The sequence below is a fragment of the Jidongwangia harbinensis genome, assembly GCF_020216025.1.
GTDB classification, from domain to species: domain Bacteria; phylum Actinomycetota; class Actinomycetes; order Mycobacteriales; family Micromonosporaceae; genus Actinoplanes; species Actinoplanes harbinensis.
In genome coordinates this window covers 46,476-64,520 of record NZ_JAIWNC010000013.1, presented here as the reverse complement: position 1 = coordinate 64,520, position 18,045 = coordinate 46,476, and the positions used below count along the sequence as shown (strand labels likewise).

The following is an 18,045-nucleotide window of genomic DNA, read 5'->3' as shown; positions in this document are numbered from 1 at the left end:
CGCCTGCGGGGTAATCGGCCGGACGGCCGGTTCCGGGGCACACCGGGGGTGACATCATGTGTCGCACCGTGAGCCCGAACCGCTGGAGCGCGAACCCCGATGGCCGCAACCGACACACCCGCCGCACCGGCCAGTACCCGCCAGGCACGCACCGGCTGGTATCTGTACGACTGGGCGCAGAGCGCGTTCTCCACCACCGTCATCACGGTGTTCCTGGGCCCGTTCCTGACCACGATCACCGAGCTGGCCGCCGGTTGTGAGCTGGGCGCCGACGAGTGCGACGGCCGGGTGCACCCGCTGGGCATCACGGTCGCCGCCGGCTCCTACTTCGCGTACCTGGTGTCGCTGTCGGTGCTGCTGACGGTGTTCGTGCTGCCGGTGATGGGCGCGGTCGCCGACCGGGTGCCGCGCAAGAAGCCGCTGCTGGCCGGGGCCGCGTTCACCGGCGCCGGCGCCACCGTCGCGATGGCGTTCGTGACCGGCGAGCGGTACCTGCTGGGCGGGGCGCTGTTCCTGATCGCGAACATCGCGTTCGGCGCCGCGGTGGTGGTGTACCACTCGTTCCTGCCGCGGCTGGCCGGCCCGGACGACCGCGACCGGGTGTCCAGCCGCGGCTGGGCGCTGGGCTACCTCGGCGGCGGGGTGCTGCTGCTGCTCAACCTGGGCGTGGTGCAGGCGCTGTCGGTGGACGGCGACCACCAGCGCACCCTGGACCTGGCCCGCTGGTGCATCGTGTCGGCCGGGGTGTGGTGGGCCGCGTTCACCCTGCTGCCGCTGCGCTGGCTGCGGGAACACCCACCGGCCGCGGCGCAGTCCGCCGCCGGTGGCAACGTACTGACCGACGGGTTCCGGCAACTGGGCCGCACCGTCCGGCAGATGCGGGCGTACCCGCTGACCCTGTTCTTCCTCGGCGCCTACCTGATCTACAACGACGGCATCCAGACCGTCATCGCCCTGGCCAGCCAGTTCGGCAGCGAGGAACTGAAACTCGGGCAGACCGTCCTGATCATGACGATCCTGATCGTGCAGTTCCTGGCGTTCGGGGGTGCGCTGCTGCTCGGGGCGCTGGCCGGCCGGATCGGGGCCCGCAAGACGATCCTGCTCAGCCTGGCGCTGTGGCTGGCCGTGATGCTCGGCGCGTTCTGGCTGCCGGCCGGGGAACCGGTGCCGTTCATGCTGCTGGGCGCCGCGATCGGGCTGGTCCTCGGCGGCAGCCAGGCGCTGAGCCGCAGCCTGTTCTCCCAGCTCATCCCGGACGGCAAGGAGGGCGAGTACTACGGCTTCTACGAGATCAGCGACAAGGGCACCAGCTGGCTGGGGCCGCTCGCGTTCGGGCTGGTGTTCCAGCTGACCAACAGCTACCGGATCGGCATCGTGTCACTGGTGGTGTTCTTCGTCGTCGGTGGCGTCCTGCTGGCACTGGTGCCGATCCGGCGCGCCATCGTGGCGGTCGGCAACACCCCGCCGCGGGTGCTGTGAGCAGCATGGACATTCACCTGGACGCCGACTCGCCGGTGCCGCCGTACGAGCAGGTGCGGCTGCGGATCGCCGAACTGGCCGCGGACGGTGCGCTGCCGGCCGGGGCGAAACTGCCGCCGGTGCGCCGCCTCGCCGCCGACCTGGGCCTGGCGGTGAACACGGTGGCCCGCGCCTACCGGGAACTGGAACAGGGCGGGCTGGTGGAGACCCGCGGCCGGGCCGGGACGGTGGTCACCGCCCGCGCGGCGCGCACCCCGGCGGAGGCGCAGCGGGCCGCCCAGCGGTACGCGGAGACCACCCGGAACCTCGGCGTGGCCCCGGAGGCGGCGCTGGAACTGGTCCGGGCCGCGTTGCAGCTGCCCGGCTGATCCGCGCCGGTCAGCCGGCGGGCCGGCCGCGCAGCACCAGAATGTGCCACAGGTACTTCAGCTGTTGCAGCACCTCGGCCGGCGGCCCCCACCGGTCCCACCGGCCCGGCTCGCGTACCACCGACCGGGCGGCCCGCCCCACCACGGCGGCGTCCAGGTGCCCGGTGCGGTAGCGGTCCGCGACGAACCGCGCCAGCCGCGGCGCCACCGGGCCGCGCAGGTCCTCCGGGAACTCGTCCGGGCCCAGCACGAACCCGGGATGCCACCGCAGCCGCGGCGCCAGCCGGGCCAGCAGGTCACCGGTGGGCGTACCCCGCAGGGACGGGTCGGCGACCACCGCGGTGACGTCGGCGCCCAGGTCGACCCCGCCGTGGACCTGTGCCTCGACGTAGTCGTCGAGGGCGCGGCCGGCGCCGGCCGGCGGCGCGGACAGCGACGCCACCCACTGCTGCGGCGACGCGGCGGCCCGGCCCAGCGCCGACCCGGTCCGGGCGACCTCGTCGAGCAGCGCCGCCCAGATCCCGCCGAAGGCGTCCACGGTGCCGACCACGGTGGGTTCGGTGACGCTGTCGCCGTGACTGAACGTGGCCCGCCGCGACACCTCCGGCCGCAACAGCAGATGGCAGCTGCCGAACCGCGGCGACGCACCGTCGGGGTGACCGGCCAGGTTCAGGCCGCCGTACACCGGCCGGCCGACGATGCCGTCCGCCGGATAGGCGCCGCCGAACATGCGCTGCTCCCAGCGGTGCCGGTCGCCGCCCGGGTAGGCGGTGAGCCCGCCGTTGGAGATGCCGGTCTCGAACTGGCTGCGGTACCGGCCGTCGGCCAGCAGGTGTTCGGCGACGGTGGCGCCGTCGCCGAGCAGCCGGTCCGGGTGGAAACTGACCGTGATCGGGGCCCGGTCCAGCAGGCCGGGCGGCGGCGCGGTACCGGCGGCGGCCCGGCCCCGCACGTGGGCCAGCGCCCGCCGGACCGCCTCGGTCACTGCGCCTCGATGGTGCCGGTGGCCAGCAGCACCATCAGCACCGCACCCAGCACCAGCCGGTACGCGATGAACATGCTGTAGGTGTGCCCGGAGATGAACTTCAGCAGCCAGGACACCGCGAAGTAGGCGACCACGAAACTGACCACGGTGGCGGTGATCGTGTTCACCCAGCCGACGCCGCCGGCGATCCGGTCGTACTCCTCCACGCCCTGCAGGACCGACGCACCCAGCAGCGCCGGGATGGACAGGAAGAACGACAGTTTCGTCACCGCCACCCGGTCCAGGTCCCGCAGCAGGCCGGCGGACATGGTGGCACCGGACCGGGACACGCCCGGGATCAGCGCCATGCACTGCACCGCGCCGATGATCAGGGTGTCCTTCCAGGTGACGTCCTCCTCGTGCCGCACCTGGGTGGCCGCGTGGTCGGCGAACGCCATCACGCCGCTCCACAGGATCAGCGCACCCGCCACGAACCACAGGCTGCGCAACGTGGTCTCGATGGTGTCCTTGAACAGCAGCGCCGCCAGCACGATCGGCACCGAACCCAGGATGACCGCCCACCCGAACCGGTAGTCCAGGTGCTGCCGGTGCGCCCGGTTGACCAGCCCGCGCAGGAACGCCGGCACGATCCGGGCGATGTCGTGGCGCAGGAACAGGATGGTGGCCAGGACCGCCCCGGACTGGATGATCACCGTGAACGCGGTGATGTCCGGGTCGTCGATGTCGTACCCGAGAAGTTTCTCCAGAATGGTCAGGTGCCCGGTGCTGGACACCGGCAGGAACTCGGTGATGCCCTCGACCGCGCCGAGCAGCACCGCTTCGAAAATGTTCAACCCTGACCCGCTCCGCTGATCCGTCTACTGGCAGCGTTAGAGCATAAGGGGCGGATCAGGCGGAGCTGCGGCGGGCTCGCGCCGCCGCGATCGTGTACGCCGGGTCCCGGTCCAGGTTGTGCCGGTCCCGGTCGTAGCGGCGGGTGGTCCGCGGGTCGGCGTGCCCCATCGCGTCCTGCACGTCCTCCAACGGCACCCCCTCCTCCCGGGCGGCGGTGGCGAACGCGTGCCGCAGCGAGTGCGGCGACAACCGCTCCGCCCCGGCGATCCCGGCCTGTTCGGCCAGCCGCCGGATCAGCCGGAACACCGCGTGCCGGTCGATGCGGGCGCCGGTGCCGGTGACGAACAGCGGCCCGGACGTGCGCGGCGGCCCGCTCGCCAGGTACGCGTCGAGCGCCGCCGACGCCGCCGGGGTCAGCGCGCGGCGCCGTGGCCGGCCACCCTTGCCGACGAACCGGACGCTGCGGTGCCCCCGCTCGGCGCCGACGTCCGTCACGTCCAGGCCGACCACCTCACCCACCCGCAACCCCAGGTCGGCCAGCAGCGCCAGCACCGCCCGGTGCCGCACCGCCGCCGGCCCCCGCTCCGCACCCGCCGCGGCCAGCAGCGCGTCCACCTCCGCCGGGGTCAGGCCCACGGTGGCGGAATGGTCCCGGGACACGTACGGCCGGTCCGCGCCGGCCACCGGGTTCGCGTCCACCGCCCGCAGCTTCACCAGGAAGTCGTACCAACTGGACAGCCCGGACAGTTTCCGCGCCACCGTGGTCGCGGCCAGCGGCCGGCCACTGCGCGGGTCGGCCACCGACTCCAGCGCCCTCGCGTACGCGTTGACGTCGAGGAACGTGGCCCGCAGCGGGTCGGCCCGCCGGTCGGCGCACCACGCCAGCCACGCCGCCACGTCCCGCCGGTACGCGTCCCGGGTGTGCGGCGACAACCGCCGGTTCGCCAGCCACGCCTCGGTGACCTGCTCGGCGTCCGTGCGCCCGGCCGGCGTGCCGGCCTGCCGGGGCACCAACGACGTCATGCACCCATCGTCGCAAGCAGAACACCGCTCAGCTCTGCGTGACACGCCCGCCGGCGACGTGCCAGCGGCGGGTGTACCCCACCGCGTCGGCGAACCACCGGTCGTGGGTCACCGTCAGCACCGTCCCCCGGTACCGGCGCAACGCCTCCTCCACCACGTCCAGGGCGTCGAAGTCCAGGAAGTTCGTCGGCTCGTCCAGCAGCAGCACCCGGGCCGGGCTGTTCACCAGCACCGCCAGCAGCAGCCGCCGCAACTCCCCCGCGGACAGGGTGCGCAGCGGCGCGTCCCACATCTCCGGGCCGAACTGGTGCCCGGCGAGCAACCGTTCCGCGTCGTCGACGTACACCGGCACCTGCGCCCGGAAGTGGTCCAGCACGGTGACCCCGGTGCGCAACCCGTCCGACGTCTGCGGCAGCACCGCCGTCGCCGTCTCCGCCCGCACCGCGCCGCCGTCCGGGCGCAACCGGCCGGCCAGGGCCCGCAGCAGGGTCGTCTTGCCGGCCCCGTTGCGGCCGGTGAGCAGAATCCGGTCGCCGCGCGCCACGCTCAGGTCCACCCCGTCCAGCAGGACCCGCCCGCCGAACCGCACGGTCAGCCCCGACGCGGACAGCACCGGCTCACCGGCGCCGCGGTCGTCGTCCGGGAACGCCAGCGTCAGCGGCGGCCGGGTCCGCGGCTCGGCGATCCACCGCACCGACGCCATCTGCCGGGCCAGCCGCCGTTCCCGCGCCTTCGCCTTCGCCGCCACCTTCTTCGCGATCCGCCGCAGGTGCGGCGCCTCCACCCCGGAGCGCACCGTGGTCTCCACGAACCGGGCCTGCTGCTTGGTCCGCTCGATGTCGGCGGACCAGCGCACCCGGTCCTTCTCCTGCGCCTCGTAGTCCAGCAGCAGCCGCTGCCAGCGCCGCGCCTTCTCCGCCCGGTACGCGGTGTACCCGCCGCCGGGATAGTCCTGCGGCTCGTCGTGGATGCCGTCCAGCTCGACGATCCGGGTCGCCGTGGCGTCCAGGAACGCCCGGTCGTGGCTGACCGCCAGCACCGCCCCGCCGAACCCGGCCAGCCACTCCTGCAGCCACCCGGCACCCTCGGCGTCCAGATGGTTGGTGGGTTCGTCCAGCAGCAGCACGTCCGGCGTGTCGAGCAACGCCCGGGCCAGCAGCAGCCGCGCCTGTTCACCGCCGGACACCCGCCGCAACGGCAGGTCGTCGGGCAGGTGCGCGATGTCGAGACGGGCGCGGACCTCGTCCAGCCGGGTCTGCGCCGTCCACCCCTGCAGCGCGGTCCACCGCTCCTGCGCGGCGCCGTACTCCTGCAGCCGGTCCTCCCCCGCGGCCAGCGCCGCCGCCAGGCTGCCCATCCGCGCGGTCACCTGCGCCAGCTCACCCAGGCCGGCGTCCAGGAACGCGCCCACCGTGCCGTCCGGGTCACCCACCTGCTGCGGCACATACCCCACCCGGGTGCCCGGGGCGCGGGTCACCGCACCCGACACCGGCGCCAGCTCACCCGCCAGCACCCGCACCAGGGTGGTCTTACCGGCACCGTTGGGGCCGACCACACCCACCCGGTCACCGTCACCGAGCACCAGATCCACCCCGGCGAACAACATCTCACCGTCATGGGCACCGCTGACCGACACCGCTTTGAGCACGGAGGCCACCTCCACCGACGAACCGACAGGGCGCGCCCGCCGCACGGCGGGGCGAACGTCTCAGGCTCGGGTGGGCATCACACCACCGCAGCATCGTCGCCGGCGACCGGCACCGCAACCGCAATACCGATCAGGCCGCCGTGGCCATCCGCATCCCGTGCACGTCCGTCGCCGCCAGCCGGGTCGCCATCGTGCTGCGCGCCGCGATCTGCGCCGCGTACGCCGCCCGCCGCCGCGCCACACACCCGTCCGCCTTCGCCGCACCCGCGTCCTGCTGCTCCATGTGCGTGGCCAGACCGTCCTTGAGCAGCGCCAGCGCCTCGGTACGCAACTGCGACACCCGCGACTCGGTCACCCCCAGCTCCGCCGCCACCTCCGACAACGGCCGCTCCTGCAGGAACGACGCCTCCACCACGAACCGCAGCCGCTCCGGCAGCACCGCCACCGCATCGTGCAGGTACCCGATCCGCTCCCGGTGCAGCAGCATCTCCTCCGGGTTCAACGCCGACTCCGTCACCATGTCCTCGGCGTTGCCGGCCGTGAAACCCTGCAGCGACAGCACCGCCGCCCGCTGCACGTCGTCCTCGACGTTCGCCAGCTCACTCACCCCGACACCGAGCAGCTCCGCCAGCTCCGTCGGCGTGGGCGTACGACCCAGACGCGCGGTCAGCTCCTGCCGCGCCACATCCGCCCGCCGCGCCCGGGCCCGCACCGACCGGCTCGCCCAGTCCATCCCGCGCAACTCGTCCAGCAGCGCACCCCGCACCCGCATCGCCGCGAACCGGCCGAACGGGATCCCCCGCCCCGCGTCGAAGTTCTGCGCCGCCGTGACCAGCGCCGCGTACCCCGCCGACGCCAGGTCGTCCCGGTGCACGTGCGCCGGGACCTTGAACAGCATCTCGCGAACCATGTGCCCGACCAGCGCCATGTTGTCGCGGATCAGCGTCTCCTGCTCGCGGGTGACGGTCTTCGTCGCGGTCGCTGCGGTCATGTCTGGTTCCCCCTCGTGAACGTCGCCGGACGGCTCACCGGCTGACAGAGGGAACTTTTCGTGGCGCAGGGTGCAGCGAACGGTCACACATGGTTGCGGACCGGTTGCACCGGAAATTAGTTCTCAGGTTTCCTACAGCGACCCCGCAGGCCGCCCACACCCACTAGCGGGACAACTCCACCACCAGCGGCCGATGGTCCGAGATCCCCGCCGCCGGCGCCGCCGCCGACACCACCCGGCCCAGCGCCGCACCACCCCGCGGATCCACCAGCACATGATCCAACTGCGCCCGCGGCGACGGACTCGGATACGTCGCCACCCGCGCCAACGGCCGCCACCCGGAGAACGCCCGCGCCGGCCCGGCCGGCAGATTCAGATCCCCCAGCAACACCCGCGGCGCCGGCAGAGCCCGCAACGCCCGCACCGCCGCCCGCAACTGACGCACGTTCCACCCCGGCACGAACGACAGATGCGTCGTCGCCACCGTCACCGGCCCACCCGGCGCCTCCACCACCGCGGCCAGCAACACCCGCGGCTCATCCCGCAACAACACCAGCCCACGATCCGGCACCCATACCGGCGACCGCACCGGCGCCGCCGGCAACTGCGTGATCTGCCACCGCAACACCGGCCACCGGCTCACCAACGCGATCCCGTACAACGGATGCGCATTGTCGTCGTCACTGCGCCACGGCTGCCACCGCTCGCCCGGCGTACCCACCACCGCCGCCGCGAACCGGTGCACCGGCGCACCCGACGCCCGCGCCGCGATCGCCGTCAGATCCAGCAACCCACTACGCGGCTGCGCCCGGTCCACCTCCTGCAACCCCAGCACGTCCGCGTCCAGCCCGGCCACCGCCGACGCCACCCGCTCGGCGTGTACCGTCCCGTCGGACAGCGACCTGCCGTGCAACAGGTTGAACGTCGCCAGGCGCACGCACCGACCCTAACCAACCCGGGTGAACCATGCTCTTCAAGGCACTCTGCTGCACCATGGTGATCTTTCTCGCGATCGGCGCCGCCGGTCTCTGGCTCCGCCGCCGCCGACAATGAACCCATGACCGACGACCCGCACGCCCTCATCGCCCGCCTCGAAGACGACGAACGCCGCCTCACCTTCGACCGGTTCGACAACACCGACGCGCTCGCCCTCGGCACCCTGCTCGTCGACCTCGCCACCACCCGCGACCTGCCCGTCACCATCGACATCCGCCGCGGCACCCAGCAGCTCTTCCACGCCGCCCTACCCGGCACCACCGCCGACCAGGACGCCTGGATCCACCGCAAGGTCCGCGTCGTCGAACGCTACGGCGCCTCCTCCTACCTCGTCGGCCGCCGCCTCGCCGCCAACGACCAGCACCTCGACGCCGAGATGGGCGTCGAGGCCCGCGACTACGCCGCCCACGGCGGCGCCTTCCCCGTCCGGGTACCGCACGTCGGCATCGTCGGCGTCATCACCGTCTCCGGCCTGCCCCAGGCCGACGACCACGCCCTCGTCGTCGAAGCCGTACAGACCTTCCTCGACCGCCGATTGCGCTGACAGCGATCACCCTTCCGCCCGGCACGCCCCACCCGGCACCGTCGGTCCCATGCGACTTCTCGTCCTCGGCGGCACCGGCTTCGTCGGCCGCGCCGTCGTCACCGAAGCCCTCCACCGCCGCCACCACGTCACCGTCCTCAACCGCGGCCACCGCCCCGGCCACGCGAGCGTCACCACCCTCGTCGGCGACCGCACCACCCCCGACGGCCTCACCGCCCTGCACACCGGCACCTGGGACGCCGTCGTCGACACCTGGTCCGACGCACCCCGCGCCGTCCTCGACGCCGCCACCCTGCTCGCCGGGCGCGCCGCCCACTACACCTACATCTCCAGCCGCTCCGTCTACGCCGCCCCCGACACCGCGCCCCTGAGCGAGAACACCCCCGTCGTCGACGGCACCGCCGACTCCACCGACACCACCGACTACGCCGCCACCAAACGCGGCGGCGAACTCGCCGCCCAGCACTTCGGCGACCGGGTCCTGCTCGCCCGTGCCGGGCTCATCCTCGGCCCGCACGAGGACGTCGGCCGCCTCCCCTGGTGGCTGCACCGACTCGCCCGCGGCGGACCCACCCTCGCACCCGGCCCCCGCGACCTGCCCCTGCAGTACATCGACGCCCGCGACCTGGCCGCCTTCGTCCTGGACGCCGCCGCCGACCACCGCACCGGCCCCTACAACCTGGTCAGCCCGCCCGGGCACACCACCATGGGCGAGCTGCTCGACACCGCCAACACCGTCACCGGCGGCCACGCCGACCTGCGCTGGACCGACCCCGACACCATCCTCGCCGCCGGCATCCAACCCTGGACCGAACTACCCATCTGGCTGCCACCCGGCCACGAGGCCGCATACCTGCACCAGGGCGACGTCACCCGCGCCCTCGCCGCCGGCCTGCGCGTGCGCCCGGTCACCGACACCGTCACCGACACCTGGGCCTGGCTGCGCAGCCGGCCCGCCGAACCACCCCACCGGCACACCCGCGCCGCCCTCGGCCTCGACCCCGCCACCGAACAGGCCCTGCTCAGCTGACCGCCAGCAACTCGCCGAACCGCCGCCACCCCACATTGCCCCCCGAGAGAATCACCCCGATCCGCGCCGGCGGGCGCTCCAGCCGGCCCGCCAGCAACGCCGCCACCCCCGACGCCCCACTCGGCTCCAGCACCACCTTCAACCGGTCGAACGCGAACCGCAACGCCGCCCGGATCTCCTCGTCGGACACCAGCACGATCTCGTCCACCAGCCGCACATTCACCGAGAACGTCAGCTCACCCGGCACCGGCGCGGCCTGACCGTCCGCGATCGTCCGCGGCACCGGGATCGACACCCGCCGCCCCGCCGCCAGCGACCGCTTCGTGTCATCGCCCTGCTCCGGCTCCACCCCCACCATCCGGATGCCCGGCCGCACGCCCTTCGCCGCGGTCGCACTGCCCGCCATCAGACCCCCACCACCCACGGGTACGACCAGAGCATCCAGCCCGTCCACCTCCTCGAGCAGCTCCAGCGCCGCCGTGCCCTGCCCGGCCATCACATCCGGATGCTCGTACGGCGGGATCAACGCCATCCCCCGCTCGTCCGCCAGCCGCCGGCCCAGCGCCTCCCGGTCCCCGGTGTACCGGTCGTACGTGACGATCTCCGCGCCGTACCCGGCCACCGCGTCCAGCTTCGACCGCGGCGTGTCCTCCGGCATCACGATCACCGCGGTGCTGCCCAGCTCCCGCGCCGCCAGCGCCACCGCCTGCGCGTGGTTGCCCGAGGAGTACGCCGCGATGCCCCGCTTCAACTGCTCCGCCGACAACCGCGACACCGCGTTGTACGCGCCCCGGAACTTGAACGCGCCGATCCGCTGCAGGTTCTCGCACTTGAGGAACACCTCCGCACCGACCAGCTCGTCCAGCGTGCGCGACCGCACCACCGGCGTGCGGTGCGCCACTCCGGCCAGGCGGGCGGCCGCGTCCCGCACATCGTCCAGGGTCACCGGCGGAGCCGTTGTCATCTGCTCACTCCTCACGTCGTGTCGTCCCTTGAGACGGTCGCACGCCACGTGCCGTGGCACCGGTGACCAACGCCACGCCGTCCGCGGAACGGCCGGATCCGGGTGCGCTTTCCGACCGGCCCGCCCGGCGCCACCGGTCACGCCGCAGCCGCCCTGAACAGCAAGATCAATCCTGCCGGCCGGTTCGGCAATTCAGGGGATGTCGTTGATTCCTTTCTGTTCTTGGTTGTCGGCCGGTGGCGCTGCGTGGCGCGGCGCACACCCTGTAGAGCGTCCTAGGATGTTGGTGGGGCGCGGGTGACGAAGAATGGGGCCGTGGCACAGCCGACGACCCGGGCCGACCCGCCCCCGGCGCACGCGACGCCCGGAGTGGAACAGAGCGCGGCCGAGCTGCGGCGTCTGCGCCCGGATCTGGTGACGGGCTATCGGGCGGCGGTCCCGGCCGCACGGGCGGCGGTGCTGTCGCGGCTGCTGGGTGCGCTGCGCCGGGAACCGCTCCCCGGGTCGGCCGGCTCCGGCCCGGCCCCCGGCGGCACCTGGCGGGTGAGCGTCCGCGGGCGCGACGTCACGTTCCCGGCGGCTCAGGCCCTGCCGTTCGCCCCGGCCCCGGCCGGGCTGTCCGCCACCGTCGACGGCACCGCGTACGCCGACCCGGCCGCGCTGTGCCGGACGCTGTGGCCGGGCACCGCCCTCGCCGCGGAGATCGACAACAGCGTCGCCAACCTGGCCCTCGCCCACGCCGCCCCGCCGCCCCCCGGCCCGGACCACCGCTGGACCCTGCGCGGCGCGGCCGGCGACCCGGACGGCCTGGGCCGCCTCGAACAGCTGGTGACCGACGGCCACCCGCTGCACCCCTGCTGCCGTACCCGCGGCGGCCTGGGCGTCGCCGACGTCCTCGCCTACGCCCCCGAACACCGCACCCGCATCCGCCTGCGCCGCCTGCGCGTGCCGCCGGAACGCTGGCACGGCGGCGCCCCACCGGTCCTCTACGCGCACCCCTGGCAGGCCGCCCGCCTGCAGGCCGAGTTCCCCTGGCTGGCCGACGCCGGGCCGACCGGACCGGTACGGCCGCTGATGTCGCTGCGGACGGTCGCGCCGTCCGGCGGCGGCGACCACGTCAAGACCGCGGTGGACGTGCAGATGACCTCGGCGGTGCGGACCGTGTCACCGGCGGCCGTGCACAACGGGCCGGTCCTGTCCGCACTGCTGGGCACGCTCACCGCGGACCTGCCGCTGACCGTGCTGGCCGAGACGGCGGCCGGCGCTGTGCTGGTCGACGGGCAGCCGCAGCGGCGGCTGGCGTACCTGCGCCGGCGGGCGCCGCGGATCGGGCCGGACGAGACCGTGCTGCCGCTGGCCGCGCTGAGCGCCCGGTCGCCGGTGGACGGGCGCCCCCTGCTGTGCGAGGCGGTCCGGGACCACGGCGGAGATCCGTACCGCTGGCTCGCCGACCTGGCAGAGATCCTGTGGCCGCCGCTGCTGACCGTGCTGGACCGCGGCGTCGCGCTGGAGGCGCACGGGCAGAACACGCTGGTCGTGCTGCGCGGCGGCCGGCCCGTCCGGATCGTGTACCGGGACCTGGGCGGGGTGCGGGTCGGCGCGGCCCGGTTGCGCGCCGCCGGGGTGACACCGCCGCGGCTGCACGGCGACCTGCCCTGCGACGACCCGGCGGCGCTGCGCACCAAGCTCGCCGCGGCGGCGGTCGGCACGGTCGCCACCGAACTGGTCACGCTGCTGGCCCGGCACCACGACGCCGAACCGGCCCGGCTGTGGGGTGTGGTGGCGGCGGCGATCCGCACCGCCGGTACCGCGGACGCCGCCGCGCTGCTGGCCGAGCCGGTGCCGGTGAAAGCGACCACGGCGATGCGACTGGCCGCCGATCCGCTCGTTGACGTGTGGACGTACCTGGACAATCCGATGGCGGGAGAAGCATGACGCACAGCCTGGCCACCGGCCGCCTGGCCGTCGCCGCGGCGCACACCGAGGCGGCGCTGGCGGTGCACGCGCCGGACCTGGTCGACGGGTTCACGGCGGCGCTGCCGGTGGCCGCGGACACGGTGGGGCGGCGGTTACGCGGCGCGCTGGTCCGGGAGGACATCGGCGACGCCCGCGCCCGGCACGCCGGGCGGGGCCGCCGGCACGCCTTCGACCGGGTCGAGTTCGCCACCGCCGCGGCCGACGACCCGGTGGACCTGCTCGGCTCCCTGGACGCGCCCGGGTTCGCCGCCGAGCTGCGCAACGCGGTGGTGAACCTGGCGGTCGCGCTGGCCCGGGGCACCGGTGCGGCCAGGCCGCCGGACGACCCGGACGCGGCCGCGGTCGCCGCGGAACGGCTCGCCCCGGCCGGGCACAACCTGCACCCGTGCGGGCGTACCCGGCTCGGCTGGGACACCGTCGACGTGCTGGCCCACGACCTGGAGGCCGGGCACACCCGGATCGGGCTGATCGCGGTCCGCGACGACGGCCACCTCGGCGACGACGTCGGCGCCGCGCTCGCCGCGGCCTGGCCGGGGCTGCCGGACGCGCCGCCCGGGTACCGGCTGCAGCCGGTGCACGCCTGGCAGCGCGACGTGGTCCTGCCGGCCCGCTACGGCGGCCTGCTGCGCGACGGCGCGCTGCGGATCCTGGACGACGAGATCGACGCCGCGCCCACCGCGGCGCTGCGCACCCTGCTGCTGCCGCCCGGCCCGGACGGGCGGCGCCGCTACCTGAAGCTGTCGCTGGACATCCAGGTCACCTCCACCCGGCGCAGCATCAGCGTGGCCAGTACCCGCAACGGGCCGGCCCTGTCCGCGCTGCTGCACCGGATGGCCGGGGCCGACCCGGACGGCCACCGGCTGGTGCTGCTCGCCGAGACCGCGGGCGCGGCCGTGCCGGCCGGTTCCGGGCGGGACATGTCCGCCATCGTGCGCGACGGCCTGGCCGGGCACCTGGCGGGCGCCGAACGGGCCGTGCCGGGCGGCGCGCTGCCGGCCGTGGACCCGGCCACCGGCCGTACCGTGCTGGCCGGCCTGGTCGCCGGGTACGCCGCGGCCCGCGGCCGGCGCGACGACGCCGGCACCGCCCGGGCCTGGCTGGACGACTACAGCCGGCTGCTACTCCCCCCGCTGCTGCGCCTGGCCACCCGGGGCATGGCGCTGGAGGCGCACCTGCAGAACTGCCTGCCCACGTTCCTCGCCGGAACCCCGCACCGGCTGGTGGTCCGGGACTTCGCCGGGCTGCGCCTGCATCCCGGCCGGCTGGCCGCGGACGGGCACACCATCGCGCTGTGGCCGGGCTCGGTCGTCGGCACCGGCGACGAGCGGGTGCTACGCGCGAAGATCGGCTACACCGCACTGCAGGCCCACCTCGGCGAACTGGTCATCCGGCTGGGCGAATCGCACGGCCTGGACGAGGACGCCGCCTGGCGCACGGTCCGGGCGGTGGTCGACGAGACGTACGCCGCGCTGCCCGGTCCCGCCGCCCGCGCCGACCACGCCGCGTTCACCGCGCCCCGGGTGCCGCACAAGGCCCTGGTCCGGATGCGGCTGGGCGGCGCCGGCGACGCGTACCTCCCGGTCCGGAACCCGCTGCATGCGCCCGCCTGACCGGGTCACGGCCGCGCTGCGCGACCGGCCGCGCCCGGTGTGCGCGTACGTCTACGACACGGCGGCGCTGCGGACCCGGACCGCGGCGGTACGGGCCGCGCTGCCGCCCGGCACCACACTGCTCTACGCGGTCAAGGCCAACGGCCACCCCGACGTGGTACGCACCCTCGCCGCCGGCTGCGACGGCCTGGAGGTGGCGTCCGGCGGGGAACTGGCCCGCGCCGTGGCGGCCGGCGCCCGGCGCATCGTGTTCGGCGGACCGGCCAAGACCGACGCCGAACTGGCCGCCGCGGTCGCCGCCGGCGCGCAGGTCAACGTGGAGAGCGCGCTGGAGTTGCGCCGCCTGGACCGGGCCGCGGCCGCCGCCGGTACGGTCGCCGACGTCGCGGTCCGGGTCAACCGGGCCCGGTCCGCGGTGACCGGAAGCCACGCCATGACCGGCACGCCCACCCCGTTCGGCGTCGACGAGGCCGGCCTGCCGCAGGTGCTCGCGCTGGCCCGGACGTTGCCGGCGGTCCGGGTCACCGGCTTCCACCTGCACGCCGTCTCGAACAACCGGGACGCCGCCGCGCACGCCGCGTTCGTGGCTGACGCGCTGGACTGGTCGGTGCGGGCCGCCGACCGGCACGGCGTGGACCTGCGGCTGGTGAACGCCGGTGGGGGCCTGGGCGTGGACTACCGCTCCGCCGCCACCCTCGACCTGGACGTCCTGCGCGCCGGGCTGGCCGCCGTGGACGTACCCGCCGGGGTGGACCTGATCCTGGAGCCGGGCCGCATCCTGGCCGCCGACGCCGGCTGGTACGCGGCCGAGGTGCTGGACCTCAAGCACACCCACGGGCGCACGTTCGCGGTGCTGCGCGGCGGCACCCACCACTTCCGGCTGCCCGCGGCGTGGGGCTACGACCACCCGTTCACGGTCCTGCCGGTCGAGGCGTGGCCGTACCCGTGGCCCCGGCCCGAGGTGCGCGACGCGCACGTGGACGCGGTCGGTGAGCTGTGCACGCCGCGCGACGTGCTGGCCCGGGACCAGCCGGTGGACCGGCTCCGGGTCGGTGACGTGCTGGTGTTCGCCCGGACCGGCGCGTACGGCTGGGACATCTCGCACCACGACTTCCTGCGCCACGACCCGCCGGAGTTCCTGGTGCTGTGACGTCGTGGTGCTGTGACGTCGGGGGGCTAGGACGCGGTCGCGCGGAACTCGGCCCGCCACCGCCAGCCCAGCGCGTCACCCGGCCGGGGCAGCCGCTCCACCGCCACCGTGGTGAGGCCGCCGGTGGCGAACAGGTCGACCTCGGCGCGGGTCAGCGGCCACGGCGGGCCGTCCTGGTCCACGTCGGTCGCCTGCGCGGCCAGCACCAGCAGCGTGCCGCCGGGTGCGACCAGCGCGGCGACCGCGGCCGCGGCCCGCTCCCGCAGCGACCGGGGCAGCGCCTGCACGGTATTGCTCTCCACCACCAGGTCGGAGCCGTGCCGCCAGGACGGCGGCGGGTCGAACAGATCGGCCACCCGGTAGTCCACGGTGGTGCCGCGGTGCCGTTCGCGGGCCACCCGCACCGCGGTGGGCGAGATGTCGAACGCGGTGGTGGCGAACCCGAGCCCGGCGACGAACTCGGCGTCGCGGCCCAGGCCGCAACCCACCACGAGCGCGGTCCGCCCGGCACCGGCGACGCCGTCGCGGCGCGCCCAGTCGACCAGCAGCGGGCCGGGTTCGGGCCGGTCCCACGGCACCTGCGCGTCGCCCGCCGCGGCCTCGGTGTACAGCCGGTCGAACCAGCCGGTGGGGTCGCCGGCGGCCAGCGACGCGGCGGCCAGCCGGTCGGCGTCGTCCTCGATCCCCATGTCAGGCCCGCGCCGGGCGGATGCGGCGCAGCTCGCGCAGCGCCTGCCGGCGCACGTCGCCGGTGAGGGTGTCCAGGTAGAGGCGGCCGTCCAGGTGGTCCGTCTCGTGCTGCAGCGCCCGGGCCAGGAACCCGGTCCCCTCGATCACCACCGGCTCGCCGTACTGGTCCTGGCCGCGGGCGGTCACCGCGTACGCCCGCGGGGTGGGGAAGCCCAGGCCGGGCACCGACAGGCAGCCCTCCTCGTCGTCCTGGGTGCCGGCGAAGTCCGACAGCACCGGGTTGACCAGGTGCCCCACCTCGCCGTCCACGTTGAAGGAGAACACCCGCAGGCTCACCCCGATCTGCGGTGCCGCGACCCCGGCGCGGCCCGGTTCCCGGACGGTGTCCTCCAGATCGGAGACGAGGTCGCGCAGTGCGGCGTCGAACGACACCACCGGGTCCGCCTCGGTACGCAGCACCGGGTCGCCGTACAGCCGGATGGGACGAACGGTCATGCCCGCAATCGTATCTAGCCCGACCCACGAGCCAATGCGGCGCGAAGCGGCGCAGCTTTCGCGGCCGCCTCCGCCACCTCGGCGGCCGGGTCGCTGTCCCAGGTGATGCCGCCGCCCGCCCACAGGTGCAGCCGTTCGCCGTCGGCCGCCACGGTCCGGATGGTCAGCCCCAGGTCGACGCGGTCGGTGCCGACCCAGCCCAGAGCGCCCATACTCACCCCGCGCCCGACCGGTTCGAGCCGGGCGATCTCGGCGAGCGCGGCCAGTTTCGGCGCCCCGGTCACCGACCCGCCCGGGCACACCGCGCGCAGCAGCGACGCCAGGTCCAGCGGGCCGGTCAGCGGCGCGGACACCACCGACTCGGCCTGCCACAGCCCGCTCCAGTGCCGGACCGCGAACAGTTCGTCCACCCGGACCGGCCCGATCCCGGGCAGCCGGGCCAGGTCGTTGCGTTCCAGGTCGACGATCATCACGTGTTCGGCGCGTTCCTTGGCCGACGCCAGCAGCTCCCGCCGGCCCGCCGCGGTGGCCGGCCGGGTGCCCTTGATCGGCCGGGTGATCACCCGGCCGCCGCGGACCTCGACCAGCGTCTCCGGCGACGCTGTGGCCATCGCCCAGCCGGGACCGGCGAGCACGCCGCCGTAGCGGGCACCGGCCAGCGCGGCCACCCGGCCCAGCGCCGGCCCGGGATCACCGGTGTACGGCGCGGACGCGTGGCCCACCACGTTCACCTGGTACACGTCACCGCGGGCGATGGCGTCGCGGGCGCGGTCCACGGCGGCGGCGTGCGCGGCGGGCGTCCAGGAGTCGCGCCACGGGCCGACCGACAGTGGTGTTCCACCGGAGCGCTCCACTGGAACACCAGCGCCGGGACCACCGGCGTCGTCGTGCGCGAACACCACCGCGTACACGTCCGGAATCCGCGGCACCGGCGTGGGCGCGCCGACCGGCCCGCCGGCCATCACGGATCCGGCGTCCGGCGACACATAGAGTGCCGCGCCGCAGATCCCGCCCGGGCCGAACGGGCGGACCTGCCTGCCCGTTCGGCGGAGGTCTCGCACCGGCAGTCCGTTCGCCGACAGGAACTCGGTAACAAGCTCAGCGGGGTCGCCGGAGTCACCCCGGAACCACGCGAAATCGCATAACGCACGGTGACGGCCCTGGCAGGAGGCCGGAGCGCCCGGATTCGGACGGTGAGGAGGTGTCGGAAAGTGGTCGACGGCGGTCCTACCGTGGACCATCGGAAGCGAGGACTCTGACA

General features: G+C 74.8%; 17 protein-coding genes. 7 read left to right on the top strand and 10 right to left on the bottom strand.

Features of this window, described 5'->3' with window-relative positions; genetic code table 11:
* The first annotated feature begins 99 nt into the window (after positions 1-99).
* Together LDL48_RS19045 and LDL48_RS19040 are read left to right on the top strand one after the other, a co-directional pair.
* Positions 100-1,479, top strand: coding sequence for an MFS transporter (locus tag LDL48_RS19045; RefSeq protein ID WP_225256507.1), 1,380 nt, complete (start codon positions 100-102; stop codon positions 1,477-1,479).
* A gap of 5 nt (positions 1,480-1,484) precedes the next feature.
* Entirely contained in the window at positions 1,485-1,847 is a 363-nt protein-coding gene (locus LDL48_RS19040; RefSeq protein ID WP_225256506.1) for a GntR family transcriptional regulator, read from the top strand.
* Positions 1,848-1,857: 10 nt separating this feature from the next.
* On the opposite strand, the gene LDL48_RS19035 is transcribed toward LDL48_RS19040, so the two are convergent.
* The 6 genes from LDL48_RS19035 to LDL48_RS19010 form a co-directional block, all read right to left on the bottom strand.
* A complete protein-coding gene (locus tag LDL48_RS19035) occupies positions 1,858-2,832 on the bottom strand; it encodes a DUF3626 domain-containing protein (RefSeq protein WP_225256505.1) in 975 nt (324 codons plus the stop codon).
* A complete protein-coding gene (locus LDL48_RS19030; RefSeq protein ID WP_225256504.1) occupies positions 2,829-3,665 on the bottom strand; it encodes an undecaprenyl-diphosphate phosphatase in 837 nt (278 codons plus the stop codon). Before LDL48_RS19030 ends, LDL48_RS19035 begins: the two co-directional genes overlap by 4 nt.
* Positions 3,666-3,720: 55 nt before the next feature.
* The gene (locus LDL48_RS19025) at positions 3,721-4,689 is read right to left on the bottom strand and encodes a tyrosine-type recombinase/integrase (RefSeq protein WP_225256503.1); all 969 of its coding nucleotides are present in this window, start codon (positions 4,687-4,689) and stop codon (positions 3,721-3,723) included.
* A gap of 28 nt (positions 4,690-4,717) precedes the next feature.
* Positions 4,718-6,337, bottom strand: coding sequence for an ABC-F family ATP-binding cassette domain-containing protein (locus LDL48_RS19020; RefSeq protein WP_225256502.1), 1,620 nt, complete (start codon positions 6,335-6,337; stop codon positions 4,718-4,720).
* Positions 6,338-6,467: 130 nt separating this feature from the next.
* Positions 6,468-7,328, bottom strand: coding sequence for a sigma-70 family RNA polymerase sigma factor (locus LDL48_RS19015; RefSeq protein ID WP_225256501.1), 861 nt, complete (start codon positions 7,326-7,328; stop codon positions 6,468-6,470).
* Between the two features lie 163 nt (positions 7,329-7,491).
* Positions 7,492-8,265, bottom strand: coding sequence for an endonuclease/exonuclease/phosphatase family protein (locus tag LDL48_RS19010; RefSeq protein ID WP_225256500.1), 774 nt, complete (start codon positions 8,263-8,265; stop codon positions 7,492-7,494).
* Between the two features lie 120 nt (positions 8,266-8,385).
* Here LDL48_RS19010 and LDL48_RS19005 point away from each other — a divergent pair, with 120 nt between their 5' ends.
* Positions 8,386-8,868: a heme-degrading domain-containing protein gene (locus LDL48_RS19005; protein ID WP_225256499.1), complete on the top strand. Its 483-nt coding sequence runs from the start codon at positions 8,386-8,388 to the stop codon at positions 8,866-8,868.
* 49 nt (positions 8,869-8,917) lie between these two features.
* Positions 8,918-9,898, top strand: coding sequence for an NAD-dependent epimerase/dehydratase family protein (locus LDL48_RS19000; protein WP_225256498.1), 981 nt, complete (start codon positions 8,918-8,920; stop codon positions 9,896-9,898).
* Here the strand turns inward: LDL48_RS19000 and LDL48_RS18995 are convergent.
* The gene (locus LDL48_RS18995; protein WP_225256497.1) at positions 9,891-10,862 is read right to left on the bottom strand and encodes a pyridoxal-phosphate dependent enzyme; all 972 of its coding nucleotides are present in this window, start codon (positions 10,860-10,862) and stop codon (positions 9,891-9,893) included. The genes LDL48_RS19000 and LDL48_RS18995 overlap by 8 nt on opposite strands.
* A 315-nt stretch (positions 10,863-11,177) precedes the next feature.
* On the opposite strand from LDL48_RS18995, the gene LDL48_RS18990 reads away from it, so the two are divergent.
* The 3 genes from LDL48_RS18990 to LDL48_RS18980 are packed head-to-tail and all read left to right on the top strand — an operon-like array spanning position 11,178 to position 15,599.
* Positions 11,178-12,797 carry an IucA/IucC family protein gene (locus LDL48_RS18990; protein ID WP_225256496.1) on the top strand — a complete coding sequence of 540 codons (1,620 nt, stop codon included), beginning with the start codon at positions 11,178-11,180 and terminating at the stop codon, positions 12,795-12,797.
* Entirely contained in the window at positions 12,794-14,449 is a 1,656-nt protein-coding gene (locus LDL48_RS18985; RefSeq protein WP_225256495.1) for an IucA/IucC family protein, read from the top strand. The genes LDL48_RS18990 and LDL48_RS18985 overlap by 4 nt, the downstream gene beginning before the upstream one ends.
* The gene (locus tag LDL48_RS18980) at positions 14,436-15,599 is read left to right on the top strand and encodes an alanine racemase (RefSeq protein ID WP_225256494.1); all 1,164 of its coding nucleotides are present in this window, start codon (positions 14,436-14,438) and stop codon (positions 15,597-15,599) included. Before LDL48_RS18985 ends, LDL48_RS18980 begins: the two co-directional genes overlap by 14 nt.
* Positions 15,600-15,625: 26 nt before the next feature.
* Here LDL48_RS18980 and LDL48_RS18975 read toward each other — a convergent pair whose 3' ends face one another.
* From LDL48_RS18975 to LDL48_RS18965, 3 genes are read right to left on the bottom strand one after another with little or no spacing between them, the layout of a single operon-like run.
* The gene (locus tag LDL48_RS18975; RefSeq protein WP_225256493.1) at positions 15,626-16,288 is read right to left on the bottom strand and encodes a class I SAM-dependent methyltransferase; all 663 of its coding nucleotides are present in this window, start codon (positions 16,286-16,288) and stop codon (positions 15,626-15,628) included.
* Between the two features lies 1 nt (position 16,289).
* Positions 16,290-16,784, bottom strand: coding sequence for a peptide deformylase (locus LDL48_RS18970; protein ID WP_225256492.1), 495 nt, complete (start codon positions 16,782-16,784; stop codon positions 16,290-16,292).
* 14 nt (positions 16,785-16,798) lie between these two features.
* Positions 16,799-18,025 (bottom strand): chorismate-binding protein, encoded by a 1,227-nt coding sequence (locus tag LDL48_RS18965; RefSeq protein ID WP_372472148.1) that lies wholly within the window; start codon positions 18,023-18,025, stop codon positions 16,799-16,801.
* Between the last annotated feature and the right edge of the window lie 20 nt (positions 18,026-18,045).

Coding starts and splice junctions, on each gene's coding strand:
- LDL48_RS19045 (WP_225256507.1), top strand. CDS start 100: ATGGCCGCAACCGACACACCCGCCGCACCGGCCAGTACCCGCCAGGCA.
- LDL48_RS19040 (WP_225256506.1), top strand. CDS start 1,485: ATGGACATTCACCTGGACGCCGACTCGCCGGTGCCGCCGTACGAGCAG.
- LDL48_RS19025 (WP_225256503.1), bottom strand. CDS start 4,689: ATGACGTCGTTGGTGCCCCGGCAGGCCGGCACGCCGGCCGGGCGCACG.
- LDL48_RS19015 (WP_225256501.1), bottom strand. CDS start 7,328: ATGACCGCAGCGACCGCGACGAAGACCGTCACCCGCGAGCAGGAGACG.
- LDL48_RS19005 (WP_225256499.1), top strand. CDS start 8,386: ATGACCGACGACCCGCACGCCCTCATCGCCCGCCTCGAAGACGACGAA.
- LDL48_RS19000 (WP_225256498.1), top strand. CDS start 8,918: ATGCGACTTCTCGTCCTCGGCGGCACCGGCTTCGTCGGCCGCGCCGTC.
- LDL48_RS18995 (WP_225256497.1), bottom strand. CDS start 10,862: ATGACAACGGCTCCGCCGGTGACCCTGGACGATGTGCGGGACGCGGCC.
- LDL48_RS18985 (WP_225256495.1), top strand. CDS start 12,794: ATGACGCACAGCCTGGCCACCGGCCGCCTGGCCGTCGCCGCGGCGCAC.
- LDL48_RS18980 (WP_225256494.1), top strand. CDS start 14,436: ATGCGCCCGCCTGACCGGGTCACGGCCGCGCTGCGCGACCGGCCGCGC.
- LDL48_RS18975 (WP_225256493.1), bottom strand. CDS start 16,288: ATGGGGATCGAGGACGACGCCGACCGGCTGGCCGCCGCGTCGCTGGCC.
- LDL48_RS18970 (WP_225256492.1), bottom strand. CDS start 16,784: ATGACCGTTCGTCCCATCCGGCTGTACGGCGACCCGGTGCTGCGTACC.
- LDL48_RS18965 (WP_372472148.1), bottom strand. CDS start 18,025: ATGGTCCACGGTAGGACCGCCGTCGACCACTTTCCGACACCTCCTCAC.